This window comes from Acidomonas methanolica, from assembly GCF_004346035.1.
GTDB lineage: Bacteria > Pseudomonadota > Alphaproteobacteria > Acetobacterales > Acetobacteraceae > Acidomonas > Acidomonas methanolica.
Map to the genome: position 1 here is coordinate 211,097 of NZ_SLZN01000003.1, position 13,336 is coordinate 224,432.

The window sequence follows — 13,336 nt, forward strand, 5'->3', positions numbered from 1 at the left end:
CGGTCCTCGTTCATCAGCGCGCCGAATTGCTCGGGCGACAGGACGATGATTTCACAATCCCCGACCGGCACGATGCTCATCGCATCCTCCCTTATGGCGGTCTTCCATTGAGCAGCGGGAGTATGAACATACCAGACAGGAGCGCGAAGGGAAGCGTCAGGTGGTCAGGCTTGCGGGGCAAGATTTCCTTGCCGGTCGCGATCGTGCTTCACGAACTGGAGCGCCGCCACACGCAGGGCCGAGGCCAGGGGGCGGTTGGCGGGGCGGCTGGCGTCGAGACGGGCGACGAGGGAAGCGAGCGGGACGTCGGCGGCCATGCGCTCCAGCACGGTCCAGAATTCCGGTTCCAGCGCGACGCTGGTGCGATGCCCGGAGAGGGTGAAGGAGCGCTTGACAAGGTCGCTCACGGCACGGGCGGCGGGATCGGTTGCGGAAATTCGTCCTCCGTCCAGTCACCTGCCGCCCAGTGCGCGCGCAGGCGCGGGGCGAGGTCGGGCAATGTGCCATCGAGGATGGCGGCGCGGATCGTGCGCATCAGCCGCTGGTAATAGGCGAGGTTGTGCCAGGTCAGCAGGGTCGGCCCCAGCATCTCCTCGGCGCGGAACAGGTGATGGAGATAGGCGCGGCTGTGGCGCGTGCAGGCGAGGCAGTCGCAATGGGGGCTGAGCGGGCGCAGATCGTCGGCGTGGCGCGCATTGCGGAGGTTCAGCGTCCCGCGCTCCGTATAGGCGCGGGCGGTGCGTCCGGCGCGGGTCGGCATCACGCAATCGAACATGTCCACGCCGCGTTCCACGCCGCCGAGCAGATCGTCCGGCGTGCCGACGCCCATGAGATAGCGGGCCTGACGTTCGGGCAGGAGCGGCGTGGTGAAATCGAGGGTGGCGAACATCAGCTCCTGCCCCTCGCCGACGGCGAGGCCGCCGATCGCATAGCCCTCGAAGCCGATCTCCGTCAGCGCCCTGACGGAGCGGGCGCGCAGATCGCGCTCCGTGCCGCCCTGCACGATGCCGAACTGGCCGTATCCCTCGCGCGGGACGAACGCCTCGCGCGAGCGGGCGGCCCAGCGCATGGAGAGTTCCATGGATTCCGCCAGCCGCTCAGGCGTCGCGGGGAGTGCGGGGCATTCGTCGAAACACATGGTGATCGTCGCATTCAGCGCATGCTGGATCCGCGTGCTGCTTTCGGGCGTGAGCCGGTGCGTGCTGCCGTCAATATGGGAGTTGAACGTCACCCCGTCGGCGTCGAGCTTGCGGAGCGCGCCGAGCGACATCACCTGGAACCCGCCGGAATCGGTGAGGATCGGGCCGGGCCAGTCCATCATCCGGTGGAGCCCGCCCATCTTCCGCACCCGTTCCGCGCCGGGGCGGAGCATGAGGTGATAGGTGTTGCCCAGCACGATCCCCGCGCCGGTGGAGCGCACAGCGTCCATCGTCATGCCCTTGACCGTGCCGACAGTGCCGACCGGCATGAAGGTCGGGGTGGGGACGACGCCATGGGCGGTGTGCAGATGCCCGGCCCGGGCGCGGCCGCAGCTTGCCTCGGCGATCCAGCGCAGGCCGCTCATGGCGCGCGCTCCAGAAGGCAGGCATCGCCGTAGGAGTAGAAGCGGAAGCCCGCCGCGACGGCATGGGCATAGGCGGCGCGCATGGTCTCCACGCCGCTGAAGGCGCTGACGAGCATGAAGAGCGTCGATTTCGGCAGGTGGAAATTGGTCATCAGCAGGTCCACGGCGCGGAACTGATAGCCGGGCCGGATGAAGATCGAGGTTTCGCCCTGCCACGGGCGGATGACGCCGCGCTCGTCGGCGGCGCTTTCCAGAAGGCGCAGCGAGGTGGTGCCGACGGCGACGACGCGGCCGCCGCGTGCGCGCGTCGCGTTGATTGTGTCCGCCGTTTCCGCGTCGATCCGGCCCCATTCGGCATGCATCCTGTGCGTGGCGATACTGTCGCGCACGGGCAGGAAAGTGCCTGCGCCGACATGCAGCGTCAGGGTGCGGCGGGCGATTCCGGCGGAATCGAGGGCGGCCAGCAGGTCCGGCGTGAAATGAAGCCCAGCGGTCGGGGCCGCGACCGCGCCGCGATGGCGCGAGAAAATGGTGCGATAATCCTCCGCGTCCTGTTCGGTCGGGCCGTCGGGGCGCTCGATATAGGGCGGCAGGGCCAGGGCGGCGGCGCGCTGGAGGAAGGCGTCGAAAGCCGCGCCTTCGGCGGAGAAGCGCAGGCGGATCGCGCCGTCGCCCTCATTCTCAGTGACGATCGCCGTGACGGGATCGTCGCCGAACCGCAGCGTGTCGCCCTTGTGCAGCTTGCGGGCGTTGCGGGCCAGGGCGTGCCAGTCGCCGTCGGGCAGGAGGCGGTCCAGCGTGACGCCGATCGCCGCCTCGCCGCGTTGCGCCGCGAGTTGGGCCGGGATCACGGCGGTGTCGTTGACGATCAGCAGGTCGCCCGCGCGCAGGAGCGAGGGGAGTGCGCGGACCGTGGTCTCGGACGGCGGCGCGCCGGGCGTGACGCGGAGCAGGCGCGCGCTGTCGCGCGGTCGGGCGGGCTCGCGTGCGATGCGGTCGGGCGGCAGGTCGAAATCGAAGGCCGCGAGGGGAAGGTCGGGGAGGTCGGTCATCGGAGGGCCGGACATTAGGCCAGAACCGTGGCGTATGGCCAGCGTGCCGGGGGGAGGGCTCGCAAATTCGCCTGTCGCCGGCCATATTGAAACGGACTTGATGGATCGAAAGGAAAGTCGAAATGTCTTACGCCGCCCTTGACGCCGCCCGCGTGGCGCGCGCCTCCCAGTCCGCCTTGAGGGCGCTGGAGCAGGTGGAGGAAAAGAACGAGGCGCATATGCGCAAGGTCATCATGGTCGAGCGCATTCAGGCGCTCGCCGCCGCGGCGGCGGAAACGGCCCTGCCCGGAGGCGGGCTCGTGACCCTGACCTCCGAGGAGTTCTGGCTGATCAGCCGGAATTGGTAGTCGATTCGCTGCCGGGGGAACGTCCCCCGGCAGCGGGCGGCCCTCAGAACGCCAGGAACGTGCCGACCGACATGGTGTTGTCGCTCTCCTTCGCCCACGGTCCGCCATGGCCGTAGGACTGGGAGTGGGCATATTCCGCGAGGACCTGCATCCACGGCGTGAGCTGGTAGAAGAGCGCGCCGATTTCCGAGGAGTTGCGGCGGGCGAGCGGCGGCGCGCCGGCGATGTACATGTTATCGCCGGTCGCATGATAGAGGTTGGACGCGCCGTAGCTGCCGACGAGGCGGAGCTTGGGGGTGATGTGATAGACACCCTGGAAGTAATAACCCTCGGAGTCGCGCTTGTGGCCGTTCGCGGCGAGGCCGTCGAACATCAGGCCGGTCGTGCCGAGGCCGCTGCCGTAATAGTAATAGGCGAGGGCTTCGAATTTGCTGTAGCTCAGCTTGCCGCCGACATCGACAGCCTCAACCGTCGCGCCGCGGTGCGAATTGTTGCCGGCGACAATCCCCGCGCCCTGGATGTTCTGCATGTGCTGGATCATGAAGCTGGACCAGAGATGGCCCTTGAGGCCGCCTTTGGTCGCGAAATCATACAGCGCTTCGCCCTGGATCATCGGCGAACTGTGTTGCGTCGACGTGGCGGAATAGCCGTAGCCGGCATAATTGAATTCGTCCATGGGCTGGAAAATACCGATCTTGCCCTGCAGGCCCTTCCATGTCGGCGTCGCGTAGGAAATCTGCGGGAGCCAGTCGGCATACACGTAGCCGTAGCCGATACGACCCAAAGAGGTGTTGCCCGGCGCGGCGTTGCTGCCCGTCGAGCCGACGCTGAGCAGGGTCGCGTCGTTCAAGATGGCTTCGCCGCCGAAGAAGCCGAGATTGCGGCCGACGGTGAAGGTGCCGATGTTGGAGTTGCCGGCGGTCACGTACACCTGACGAAAATCGATGCCGGATGTGCCGAGGGCGACGGGTTTGCCGCCGGAATTGGCATTGAACGCACCGTTCTGCGAGCTGTTGTCACCCGGATAGACGCCGAGATTCGCGGACAGGTCGAGACCCGCCTGATGCGTCGTCAGGCTGACCAGGAAGCCGGCGGGCAGCAGACCGTTGCGCACGGCGGACGAGTCGAAGCCGGAACTGCCCGAGGAGAGGCCGCCTGCGATCGGCACGCCCCCGGCCGGGCTGTTGAAGGTGTAGAAGCCGTTGATGAAGCCCGAGAACTTGATGGCGACCGGACCGGCCTGGAAGGTGATTCCCTTGCCCGGCACATAGGGCGTCGTATGGACGATCAACGGATTGTTCATCGCATTATTCGTCGAGAGCAGGGCCTGGCGCGCCGCCTCGGCGCTGGCTTCTGCGCGCGTCGCGGCGTCCTGCGCGCGGGCGACGGCGCTGTCTTCGGAGGTCGCTGCGGCGCGGGTGAGCTTGTGGCGGCGCCCGCGGCTCGGCGCTTCCTCCGGCGACTCCACAGCGACATGATGGTGGTGCCTGGACAGCAAGGTGGAATATTCCGACTTCGTCAGACTGCCCTTGGCACGGAGAATGTCGAGCAGATCGCTGTAGTCATCCGCGCGGGCTACGGGGGCAAGAATGCCCGTGGCTGAACTGGCGAGCAAAGTGATGGCAAAGGCCGATGTGCGCGAACGAAGGAGTCGCATTGAATTCACCCCAAGCTGATGGCACGTCCGCACGCCTTAAATGAAACGGCTGCGAACGAGATTACTTACGGGTGACTTTTTAGCAAACCTGGAACTTTATCCTACTCTATAGTTGCGTGAAGCCTGCGGCGTTTAATGCACATTCGCGTGAGTGAAATAAAAAATGGATATATAAGTATATGATTTTTGAGCAATATCTACCCATGATATGAGGCGATCTCGATCAGATTCTCATCCGGGTCGTGAATATAGATCGAGGTGACGGGTCCCAGGGCGCCCAGCCGCGCCACGGGCCCCTCCACAATATGTACGCCGCACGCTTCCAGATGGCGGATGACGTTTTCACTGTTGAGCGCCGTGGTGAAGCAGAGATCGCCCCCGCCTGGCGTGGCGTTGGAGGCCGTTTCCCATCCGGCGGCATCCATGGGACGAAGATTGATTTTCTGCCCGCCGAACCGCAGGGCCACACGGTTGTTGCGCCCGTATTCCTCGATATCCATCCCCAGGACGCGTTGGTACCATGACGCCGCGATCGAGTGGTCCCGCACCGTCAGGACGATATGATCCAGCCGATCGACGGTGAAGCGCATGGATGCGGGCCTCCTATGGCGCGAGTGGGAGAATGGAACGGTGTTCAGCCGCGCTCGCCGGGCGGCGTCCGGCGGCGGAACGCGTCGAGACTGACCACCTGCGCCTCGCCCGAGGCGGAGTCCGTCTCCTCGGGCGCGCCGATGGCGGCCGTCGGGGGTTCCGGCGCCGGTTCCTCGATCTCTTCCGCCGCCGTCTCTGCGACATGGAAACGCAGGGCGAGGCGCACCTGCGGGTCGGCGAAGGCGGTGATGGCGGCGACGGGGATCACGAGCGTGCTGCCGACCCCGCCGAAGGAGAGGCCCACGGAGACGATCTGACGCTCCCGATCGACCGTCAGATCCCAGAACTGGTGCTGGAGAACGATGGTCATGTCGTGCGGATACTGCGCGCGCAGCCGGGCGGAAATCTCGACGCCGGGATAGGTGGTCAGGAAGGTCAGATAGAAATGATGGTCGCCGGGCAGCCCCTCGGCGGCGACATGCTCAATGGCGCGGAGCATGACCTCGCGATAGGCGTCTTCCACCCAGTCGTCATAAGGCAGCAGGCTTTCGGGCAGTTCGCCGTCGAACCCCCCGTCATCGTTCTCGCTCATACGTTGCGGTCCGCTTCGTCCGTCGAAATCAACACGAGTTCAGAGGGATGCGCCAGAATAAGTGTCAAGGCAAGTGCCCAGCGTCGGCGCATACGGGATGTGGAGACGAGGTGGGAGGGCTTCTGTTGCCCGGTGCCCTCCCGAACCGCGCTTATCGCTTATGCAGCGACAGCGAGCACCTTCGAATTGTCGTTGGCACTTGTAGGTCAGCCCGATAACGGCGGTACAATGCCGGGCAAAAGACTGGTCTTTACTGCGCGTGTCGAGCCTGTTTCGTCCCCATCGGTTCCCGGTCCTGACGGAAGCCGGGAGAGAGAATGGTGGAGACGCCGGGCACTGCCCCCGGGTCCACAACGTTTATTCCACGAGCCGTTTATCGCCATAGCCAAGTGCGTGAACACTCCGGCGATGGCAGATATAGAATGGCGGGTCGATACGCGCAAGAGGGGCTCGCGGGCGCTGGCGGCGCGTGCTAGGGAACGGCCATGGCCCTGACCGACGACCAACGCGCCGAAATCGAGGCGCCGCGCCTTTCTCCCTCCACGACCCTCCGCCCGACCGTGGCGGCGCTGGAGGCGCGACTTTTCACGCCGATCGACCTGCTCGATCACGGTTTTCTCCGCGTCGTCGATTATATGGGCGATGACGGGGCGATCGTGCAGGCCGCGCGCGTCTCCTATGGGCGCGGAACGCGCAAGGTGTCGGAAGACGCCGGTCTGATCCGCTATCTCATGCGGCATCGTCACTCGACGCCGTTCGAGATGTGCGAGATGAAGTTTCACGTGAAGCTTCCCGTTTTCGTCGCGCGGCAGTGGATTCGGCATCGCATGGCGAATGTGAACGAATATTCCGCGCGCTATTCGATTCTCGATCGTGAATTCTACATCCCGTCGCCCGAGCATGTGGCGGTGCAGAGCGTGAGCAACCGTCAGGGGCGCGCCGAGGCGCTTCCCGCCGGGAAGGCGGCGGAGGTGCTGGAACTGCTGCGGCGGGACGCGGCGCGCTGCTATGACGATTACGAGACGCTGCTCGATCCCGAGCGTTACGGGCTGGCGCGTGAGCTGGCGCGGATGAACCTGACGCTGAACACCTATACGCAGTGGTACTGGAAGATCGACCTCCATAACCTGCTGCATTTCATCTCCCTGCGTGCCGATCCTCATGCGCAATATGAGATCCGGGTCTATGCCGAGGCGATGCTGGACGTGCTGCGCGACTGGGTGCCCGTCACGGCGGCGGCTTTCGAGGAGTATCGCCTTGGGGCCTTCACCTTCTCCGCCGGGATGCTGCGCGTGATCCGGCGGCAGCTCGCCGGGGAAATGGTGACGGCAGAGGACTCGGGCCTCAGCCGCCGAGAATGGGACGAGATGCAGGCCGTGCTGGCGGGAGGCCCGAACGGGTGAGCGTGGGAGAGGAGCGTGGTGCGCCGCGGCCGCGGCTGCGGGAGGATCAGCTTCCGCGTTTCACGCCCTTCCTCTGGGTGGCGGCCGGGCTGGTCGCGCTTTCCGTCGGGATCGCGCTGTTCTGGCCGCTGCATGTGAAGGTGCGGATGTGACAAGGGGCAGGGCGCAAACCGGCGCGCGGGCGCCGTGTTTCGCTGGACCGGGCACGCCGTACCGTCTATGAAGCACGCCCTGTGGCGAGGCTTTTTCTGGCGCGGGCAAATCTTCATCCTGCCGCACGAGGACGGTTTCCGGCATCGGCCATGCGAGTTTCTGCTTCAAAGACGACGACGGACCCCACCTCTTCCAGCATGAGCGCGATGTGGGAGGAGCGGCGCGATCTGCTGTGGCAGCGGATCTGGCAGGCGCATCGCACGCGCGCGCCGCTGGTGATGGGCATTCTCAACGTCACGCCGGATTCCTTCTCCGACGGGGGCCGGTTCATGGGAGAGGCGGCTGCGCATCAGGCCGCGCGGCTTGCCGCGGAAGGAGCCGCCATCATCGACGTCGGAGGCGAGTCCACCCGGCCCGGATCGCAGCGGCTGGACGAGGCGGAGGAGCGCCGCCGGATCGAACCCGTTCTGGAAACGATCGCCGGGGGCGGCGCGCCGGGTTTGGAAATCCCTCTCTCCGACGTGCCTGTCTCGATCGACACCTACAAGGCGGGAACGGCGCGCGCGGCGGTGGCGCGCGGCGCGGTGATGGTCAATGACATAGGGGGTCTGCTCGGCGATCCCGGCATGGCGGAGGTCATCGCGGAAAGCGGCGCTCTGGCCGTGCTCATGCATAATCGTCATGAGGCTGACGAGCAGATCGATATCTTCGACGATCTGCGGCGAGTGTTTGACGCGGCGCTGGCGCGGGGCCGGGAGGCGGGAATCGTGAGGGAGCGCATGGTGCTGGACCCCGGAATCGGGTTCGGCAAGACGCATGGGCAGAATCTCGACTGCATCGCCCATCTCGACCGGTTGCGGGCGGCCTATGAACTGCCCGTGCTGCTGGGGCTTTCGCGGAAATCCTTTCTCGGGCGGGAGCTGGGACGGGAGGTGAATGAGCGTCTGGGCGGCACGCTGGGGGCAAATCTGTTCGGCGCGGCGCGGGGCGCGGCGATCCTGCGCGTGCATGATGTGGCGGCGCATGTGGATGCGTTGCGGATTCAGCAGGCGCTGGCGGCGCGATGCGGATGACTTCCATCGACGTCACCGGACTGACCGTCTTCGCGCGGCACGGCGTGCATCCGGAAGAATCGCGGCTGGGCCAGCGTTTCGTGCTCGACCTGCATGTCGAGGCGGATCTCGCGGCGGCGATCGCGGCTGACGATTACGCGCAGGCGGTCTGTTACGGCGCGCTCTGTGAGATGGTGGTGGAGATCGTTTCGACGGAGCGGTTCCGCCTGATCGAGACGCTGGCGGCACATGTGGCGGAGGCGGCGCTGGAGCGGTTCGCTCCCGCCCGCCATGTGCGGGTGACGGTCCACAAGCCCGCCGCGCCCATCGCGCTGCCGACGGGGAACGTGTCCGTCACCGTTACGCGGGACCGGATGTTGCCCGTGGCCTTCGCGCTGGGAAGCAATCAGGGCGAGAGCGAGGCGGTGCTGGCGCTGGCGGTCAACCGGCTGTCCACGATCGTGGGAGTGCGGATCGACGCCGTCTCCGGCCTGTACCGCACGGCGCCCCAGGGGGTGGAGGACCAGCCGGATTTCCTCAATCTCTGCGTCGTCGGCCGGACGTCCCTGGCGCCGCTCGCCCTGTTGCGCGCCGCCAAGGATATCGAGCTGGAACTGGGGCGCGTGGCGGGACGGCGCTGGGGGCCGCGGGTGGTCGATGTCGATCTGCTGTGCCTTGGCGAGAGGCGCTGGCATGACCATGTCCTGACCCTGCCGCATCCGCGTCTGACCGAACGGGCCTTCGTGTTGGCGCCGCTGGCGGAGATTGCGCCGGAGTTGCGCATTGCGGGGCGGACGGTGCGCGATCTATTGAATGACCTCTCCCGCAGCCCGGGAGACGTGATCGCCCTGACCGCGCGAGAGGCCGGGGCGGTGCGAGAGGAGAGAGAATGAGCAAGCTGACCGCTGATCTGGTGCCGCTGGAGACGATCCGGGGAAAGGCGATCGAAGAGTCGTGCCCGATCGGCCCGCACTCCTGCCCGGAGGACGCCGCCGGACGGATCGCCCGCGCGGTGCGGGACATCCTGGTCGCGCTGGGCGAGAACCCGGATCGGGAGGGGCTGCTCGAAACGCCGGATCGCGTGGCGCGCATGTATCTCGACGTGCTGGGCGGCCTGCACGAGGACCCGCGCATCCATCTGCGCAAGCAGTTCTCGGCGGACCGGCACGAGGGCGCCGTGATCGTCCGCGACATCCGCTTCCATTCGATGTGCGAGCATCATCTCCTGCCGTTCTTCGGCCGGGCGCATGTCGCCTATCTGCCGGATGGCGGCCGTCTGACGGGGCTGAGCAAGCTGGCGCGCACGGTCGGCGTGCTGGCGCGGCGGCCGCAGCTTCAGGAACGTCTGACGGACCAGATCGCCGATGCGATCGCCGAGGTGCTGGACCCCAAGGCGGTGATGGTGCTGGTCGAGGCGGAGCATATGTGCATGGCGATGCGCGGGGTGCGCAGCCCCGGCAGCACCACCGTCACCACGGTGACGCGCGGGCTCTGGCAGCGTGATTCCGCCGCGCGGGCGGAGATTCTCGCGCTGCTCAGGGGGTGACGCCCCGGCGCTGACTCGGGGCGGTCGGGGTCAGTTCTTCCGGAATTTCAGCACGAAATTATCCGCCTCGCCGATCGCCTGGTATTTCGCCCGGTCCTTGTCGCCGAGGGCATAGGTGGGCGGGAGCGTCCAGACGCCCTTGGGCCAGTAGGTGGTGTCGCGCGGGTTGGCGTCGATCTCGGAGGAACCGACGAAAGTGAAGCCAGCCTTCTCCACCATCCCGATCGCGAGATCCTGCCGGACGTAACCGTCGCGGAAGATGGGGTCCTGCGGCGTGGCGGGGTGCGAGCGGTGGTCCTCGATGCCGAGAATGCCGCCGGGCTTGAGGGCGCGGCGGATGGCCGCCAGCATTTCCGGCGCGTCGCCCTGCGTCAGCCAGTTATGGAAGTTGCGGAAGGTCAGCACGACGTCGACGCTCCCCGGCGGGGCGATCTCGTCATGGCCCTGTGCGAGAACGGTGCGGCGGATGCGCCCGTACCGTGCCGGGTCGGCGTCGAACCGGGCCTGTTCGGCCGCGGGGAAGCCGACATATTCCCGTTCGACCGGCGTGCCGTCCGGCGTGCCCATGGCGACGTAATATGTGCCGTGGTCATGAAGATAGGGAGCGAGGATTTCCGTCCAGTAGCCGCTGCCGGGCCAGATCTCGACGACGGTCGAATCGGGCTTCACGCCGAAGAAGCTCAACTCCTCGAAGGGATGGCGCGCGGCGTCGCGGGCGGCGAGTGTCGGCGTGCGCGTGGGTGACGTGACGGCCGCGTGCAAGGCATCGAGCGTGTCCTGCGCATGAGCGGCGAGAGGGAGAAGTGCCGCGAACAGCGCGGCGAGGGCGCGAAGAGGGGTCATGTGGCCTCCGAGGGATGCGGGTCGTTTTCCATATGTTCGCCGGGAAGATGGCGTGGCTCGGCGACGGTCAGGCCGCCGACCACGAGGCTGGAGCTGAGGACGAAGGCTTCGGCGGAGCGGGCCAGCCCCGCGCCGGCGCCGCCGAACAGGGGCACGAGCTGGCCCGCGAGGCCCTGTCCGAGCGAGCCGATGGCGTAGCTCAGCCCCATGCCGAAGCTGCGGATATCCGACGGGAAGCGCTTGGCGAGATAATGCGGCACGAGGGCGAAGATGCCCGACGCCGCCATCCCCATCGCCACGGCGGAGGCGAACAGCACCGGACGCGACTCCGCGCTGAGGAAGGGGACGATCAGCAGCATCACGATGAGGATAGTGGCCAGCATGACCTTCACGTCGCCGAAGCGGGAGGCGAGCCAGCCGCAGATCAGCTTGCCGATGAGCGAGCCGATGCAGAACAGGCTGATGGGCAGGAAGACCTGGCCCGGCGTGAAGTGATGCAGGTCGCGCAGGATGGTCGGATAGAAGCTGTAGACGGCGGCCTTCTGGAATTCGAGGAAGGACATCAGGGCCACGGCCTGGATGGCCGCGGCGTTCAGGAGCGGACGCAGGCTGAACGGGGCGCGCGCGACCCGCGCGGGTCGCGCGCCGCGCATCTTGAGCCAGACCGGGCTTTCCGGAACGTTGCGCCGGATGAACAGGGTGAGCAGGGCGGGCGCGAGCCCGATGAAGAACAGCACGCGCCAGGAGTAATGCGGCAGGATCAGCGCCTGCGCCCCGGCGGCGACGAGGAAGCCCATTTCATATCCGGCCATCATGAGGGCGGAGGCGAGCGGGCGCGAGATGGCGGGCACGCTTTCCATCAGCAGGGTGGCGGAGGCTGTCCATTCTCCGCCGAAGCCGATGCCGAAGCAGAACTGCACGAGCATCATGACCGTGACGTTCCAGGCCAGCCCCGCGCAGGCGGAGAAGACGGCGAACCAGAGCACCCCGAGCATGAAGGCGGGTTTGCGGCCATAGCGGTCGGCCAGCCATCCCCAGCCGGTATTGCCGATGGCGCGGCCGAAGCTCTGCACGAGAAGAACGGTGCCCATCAGCGTGAGAGAGCAGGAGAGGCTGCGGGCGATGTCGGGCAGCGTCAGCAGGAGAGACGTCTGATCGAACGCATCCAGGAACCAGCCGAGAAACGCGGCGAGCGTGACCCGCCAGTACGGGCGCAGGGACTGGAGCGGCGTGGAGGCTGTCCGAGGTGATGTCATTGACTTGAGGGAGTCCGGGTTCCCGTCCCCGGCGCACGACGCCCGCCGGGAAGCGGCGGAACATCCTGTGCGGGGCCTGTTGCGGTGAATGAGAGCTGTGTCGCCCGACGTCCTGCGTGCGGGGGGTCGGATCGCTCCAGCTTGCCGCATGGTTCAGCTGGCGTCGAGGTGTTTGTCGTGCCGGTATCCCCGGTCGCCATAAAACGAACGGCGTTAGGGAGTCGTTAGAGGTTTGGAAGGCAGACTGCCCGCATTCATCATATGAGGGCGTGATTTTGGCCGACCATGACATTCATCTCCTTTCTCCCGGCGTTCATGCGCCGGAGTTTTCGCCTGTCGGCCTGGCGGAGGAACCGTCCGAGGCGGTGTTGTTGCAGGAGTCTTTCGCCGGGACTCTGAGACGGCGGCGAGCGCGCCAGCATGTCAGCCCTCCTTTCCTCCGATGGCAAGGGCGTTGGCATGTGCCCGGCCGGGACAAGGAGCCGGAATTTGTGGGCGCCGCCATCGAGCCGCCTTACGTCGCCGTCGCCGATCCGCTCGGCGCGGAGGGTCGATCCGTTTCCGGTCGGTCCGCCTTCGGGCGGCGGGGCACGCGTCGCCAGGCCGGGATGCAGGATTTCATGCGTTTGCGGCAGGCCTGCGTCGAGGCGGGGCGATGGGACAGGCCGCTTCGGCTTTTCGTCCCCTTCGGGGAGGAGGTTCATGCCGCCGCGCCCCTGCTCGGTCAGGTCGAGGAGATTCTCGCCGCCGCGCACTTCCCGGCCGGACGGCTCGAAATCGCCATGAGGGAAACCGCTTTCGAGGCGTTTTCGGTCGAGACGGCTTATACGCTCGCGGTGATGAGGGATTCCGGCATCGGATTCTGGCTGTCGCATTTCGGCAGCGGCACGTCGAGCCTGACCCTTCTGCACGATCTCACGGGAAGCGGCTTGCTGAAAGGCGTGTCCATCGATGCGCAGATGCTGGCGGGTCCGGCCTGGTGCCATGAGAGCGAGGGCGCGGCGGAGGGGCTGGCCGCAGAGGCGTTCAATTTTCTGAATGGGGCCGTCACAGCCGTTATGTCGCTCGGATTGGTGGCCCATCTTGACAATGTGAACAGCCCCGCCCTCCTGCGACAGGGCAGGGAGGTGGGGTGCCGGGAAATGTCCGGGACGGTCTTCGGCACCGCCGCACTCGACGAGTTGCTTTCGGCCCCGCGCGAGGGGGCCGAACGCAGGAAAGCGGGGCGAAGGGTTGCGCCGCCGGCTCTTGCCGGCGGGACATGAGGCGGGCCGGGGAGG

The 13,336-nt window shown here is 66.7% G+C and carries 15 protein-coding genes and 1 other RNA gene; 7 read left to right on the plus strand and 9 right to left on the minus strand.

What is annotated here, in order from left to right; genetic code table 11:
* Positions 1 to 164 precede the first annotated feature (164 nt).
* The 3 genes from EDC31_RS04340 to queA are packed head-to-tail and all read right to left on the minus strand — an operon-like array spanning position 165 to position 2,616.
* Positions 165 to 407 carry a ribbon-helix-helix domain-containing protein gene (locus EDC31_RS04340; protein WP_042059519.1) on the minus strand — a complete coding sequence of 81 codons (243 nt, stop codon included), beginning with the start codon at positions 405 to 407 and terminating at the stop codon, positions 165 to 167.
* A complete protein-coding gene (gene tgt / locus EDC31_RS04345; RefSeq protein WP_042059522.1) occupies positions 404 to 1,564 on the minus strand; it encodes a tRNA guanosine(34) transglycosylase Tgt in 1,161 nt (386 codons plus the stop codon). Before tgt ends, EDC31_RS04340 begins: the two co-directional genes overlap by 4 nt.
* Complete coding sequence (gene queA / locus EDC31_RS04350; RefSeq protein ID WP_042059524.1) at positions 1,561 to 2,616, minus strand: tRNA preQ1(34) S-adenosylmethionine ribosyltransferase-isomerase QueA; 1,056 nt, start codon at positions 2,614 to 2,616, stop codon at positions 1,561 to 1,563. Before queA ends, tgt begins: the two co-directional genes overlap by 4 nt.
* A 122-nt stretch (positions 2,617 to 2,738) precedes the next feature.
* Between queA and EDC31_RS04355 the strand changes: the two genes are divergently transcribed.
* The gene (locus tag EDC31_RS04355; RefSeq protein ID WP_042059526.1) at positions 2,739 to 2,963 is read left to right on the plus strand and encodes a hypothetical protein; all 225 of its coding nucleotides are present in this window, start codon (positions 2,739 to 2,741) and stop codon (positions 2,961 to 2,963) included.
* 43 nt (positions 2,964 to 3,006) lie between these two features.
* Here the strand turns inward: EDC31_RS04355 and EDC31_RS04360 are convergent, their stop codons facing one another.
* From EDC31_RS04360 to ssrA, 4 genes are all read right to left on the minus strand, one after another.
* Positions 3,007 to 4,620 carry a porin gene (locus EDC31_RS04360; RefSeq protein WP_042059527.1) on the minus strand — a complete coding sequence of 538 codons (1,614 nt, stop codon included), beginning with the start codon at positions 4,618 to 4,620 and terminating at the stop codon, positions 3,007 to 3,009.
* A gap of 197 nt (positions 4,621 to 4,817) precedes the next feature.
* Positions 4,818 to 5,210 carry a VOC family protein gene (locus EDC31_RS04365; RefSeq protein WP_042059529.1) on the minus strand — a complete coding sequence of 131 codons (393 nt, stop codon included), beginning with the start codon at positions 5,208 to 5,210 and terminating at the stop codon, positions 4,818 to 4,820.
* 44 nt (positions 5,211 to 5,254) lie between these two features.
* Positions 5,255 to 5,803, minus strand: coding sequence for an SspB family protein (locus EDC31_RS04370; protein ID WP_042059531.1), 549 nt, complete (start codon positions 5,801 to 5,803; stop codon positions 5,255 to 5,257).
* 111 nt (positions 5,804 to 5,914) lie between these two features.
* Positions 5,915 to 6,250, minus strand: a transfer-messenger RNA (tmRNA) gene (ssrA, locus tag EDC31_RS04375).
* A gap of 38 nt (positions 6,251 to 6,288) precedes the next feature.
* Here ssrA and thyX point away from each other — a divergent pair.
* The 5 genes from thyX (at position 6,289) to folE (ending at position 9,957) form a co-directional block, all read left to right on the plus strand.
* Positions 6,289 to 7,206 (plus strand): FAD-dependent thymidylate synthase, encoded by a 918-nt coding sequence (thyX, locus tag EDC31_RS04380; protein ID WP_042059533.1) that lies wholly within the window; start codon positions 6,289 to 6,291, stop codon positions 7,204 to 7,206.
* On the plus strand, positions 7,203 to 7,358 hold the full coding sequence (locus tag EDC31_RS17635; RefSeq protein ID WP_158310327.1) for a hypothetical protein: 156 nt from the start codon (positions 7,203 to 7,205) through the stop codon (positions 7,356 to 7,358). The genes thyX and EDC31_RS17635 overlap by 4 nt, the downstream gene beginning before the upstream one ends.
* Before the next feature lie 198 nt (positions 7,359 to 7,556).
* Entirely contained in the window at positions 7,557 to 8,432 is an 876-nt protein-coding gene (gene folP / locus EDC31_RS04385; protein ID WP_165920197.1) for a dihydropteroate synthase, read from the plus strand.
* Positions 8,429 to 9,304: a 2-amino-4-hydroxy-6-hydroxymethyldihydropteridine diphosphokinase gene (gene folK / locus EDC31_RS04390; RefSeq protein ID WP_239641683.1), complete on the plus strand. Its 876-nt coding sequence runs from the start codon at positions 8,429 to 8,431 to the stop codon at positions 9,302 to 9,304. Before folP ends, folK begins: the two co-directional genes overlap by 4 nt.
* Complete coding sequence (gene folE, locus EDC31_RS04395) at positions 9,301 to 9,957, plus strand: GTP cyclohydrolase I FolE (protein ID WP_042059537.1); 657 nt, start codon at positions 9,301 to 9,303, stop codon at positions 9,955 to 9,957. The genes folK and folE overlap by 4 nt, the downstream gene beginning before the upstream one ends.
* Positions 9,958 to 9,987: 30 nt before the next feature.
* On the opposite strand, the gene EDC31_RS04400 is transcribed toward folE, so the two are convergent.
* Together EDC31_RS04400 and EDC31_RS04405 are read right to left on the minus strand one after the other, a co-directional pair.
* Entirely contained in the window at positions 9,988 to 10,800 is an 813-nt protein-coding gene (locus EDC31_RS04400; RefSeq protein ID WP_042059539.1) for a class I SAM-dependent methyltransferase, read from the minus strand.
* Positions 10,797 to 12,056, minus strand: coding sequence for an MFS transporter (locus tag EDC31_RS04405; protein ID WP_042059542.1), 1,260 nt, complete (start codon positions 12,054 to 12,056; stop codon positions 10,797 to 10,799). The genes EDC31_RS04400 and EDC31_RS04405 overlap by 4 nt, the downstream gene beginning before the upstream one ends.
* Positions 12,057 to 12,331: 275 nt before the next feature.
* Between EDC31_RS04405 and EDC31_RS04410 the strand changes: the two genes are divergently transcribed.
* Complete coding sequence (locus tag EDC31_RS04410; RefSeq protein ID WP_132126922.1) at positions 12,332 to 13,321, plus strand: EAL domain-containing protein; 990 nt, start codon at positions 12,332 to 12,334, stop codon at positions 13,319 to 13,321.
* Positions 13,322 to 13,336 lie beyond the last annotated feature (15 nt).

Coding starts and splice junctions, on each gene's coding strand:
- tgt (WP_042059522.1), bottom strand. CDS start 1,564: ATGAGCGGCCTGCGCTGGATCGCCGAGGCAAGCTGCGGCCGCGCCCGG.
- queA (WP_042059524.1), bottom strand. CDS start 2,616: ATGACCGACCTCCCCGACCTTCCCCTCGCGGCCTTCGATTTCGACCTG.
- EDC31_RS04355 (WP_042059526.1), top strand. CDS start 2,739: ATGTCTTACGCCGCCCTTGACGCCGCCCGCGTGGCGCGCGCCTCCCAG.
- EDC31_RS04360 (WP_042059527.1), bottom strand. CDS start 4,620: ATGCGACTCCTTCGTTCGCGCACATCGGCCTTTGCCATCACTTTGCTC.
- EDC31_RS04365 (WP_042059529.1), bottom strand. CDS start 5,210: ATGCGCTTCACCGTCGATCGGCTGGATCATATCGTCCTGACGGTGCGG.
- EDC31_RS04370 (WP_042059531.1), bottom strand. CDS start 5,803: ATGAGCGAGAACGATGACGGGGGGTTCGACGGCGAACTGCCCGAAAGC.
- thyX (WP_042059533.1), top strand. CDS start 6,289: ATGGCCCTGACCGACGACCAACGCGCCGAAATCGAGGCGCCGCGCCTT.
- folP (WP_165920197.1), top strand. CDS start 7,557: ATGAGCGCGATGTGGGAGGAGCGGCGCGATCTGCTGTGGCAGCGGATC.
- folK (WP_239641683.1), top strand. CDS start 8,429: ATGACTTCCATCGACGTCACCGGACTGACCGTCTTCGCGCGGCACGGC.
- folE (WP_042059537.1), top strand. CDS start 9,301: ATGAGCAAGCTGACCGCTGATCTGGTGCCGCTGGAGACGATCCGGGGA.
- EDC31_RS04400 (WP_042059539.1), bottom strand. CDS start 10,800: ATGACCCCTCTTCGCGCCCTCGCCGCGCTGTTCGCGGCACTTCTCCCT.
- EDC31_RS04405 (WP_042059542.1), bottom strand. CDS start 12,056: ATGACATCACCTCGGACAGCCTCCACGCCGCTCCAGTCCCTGCGCCCG.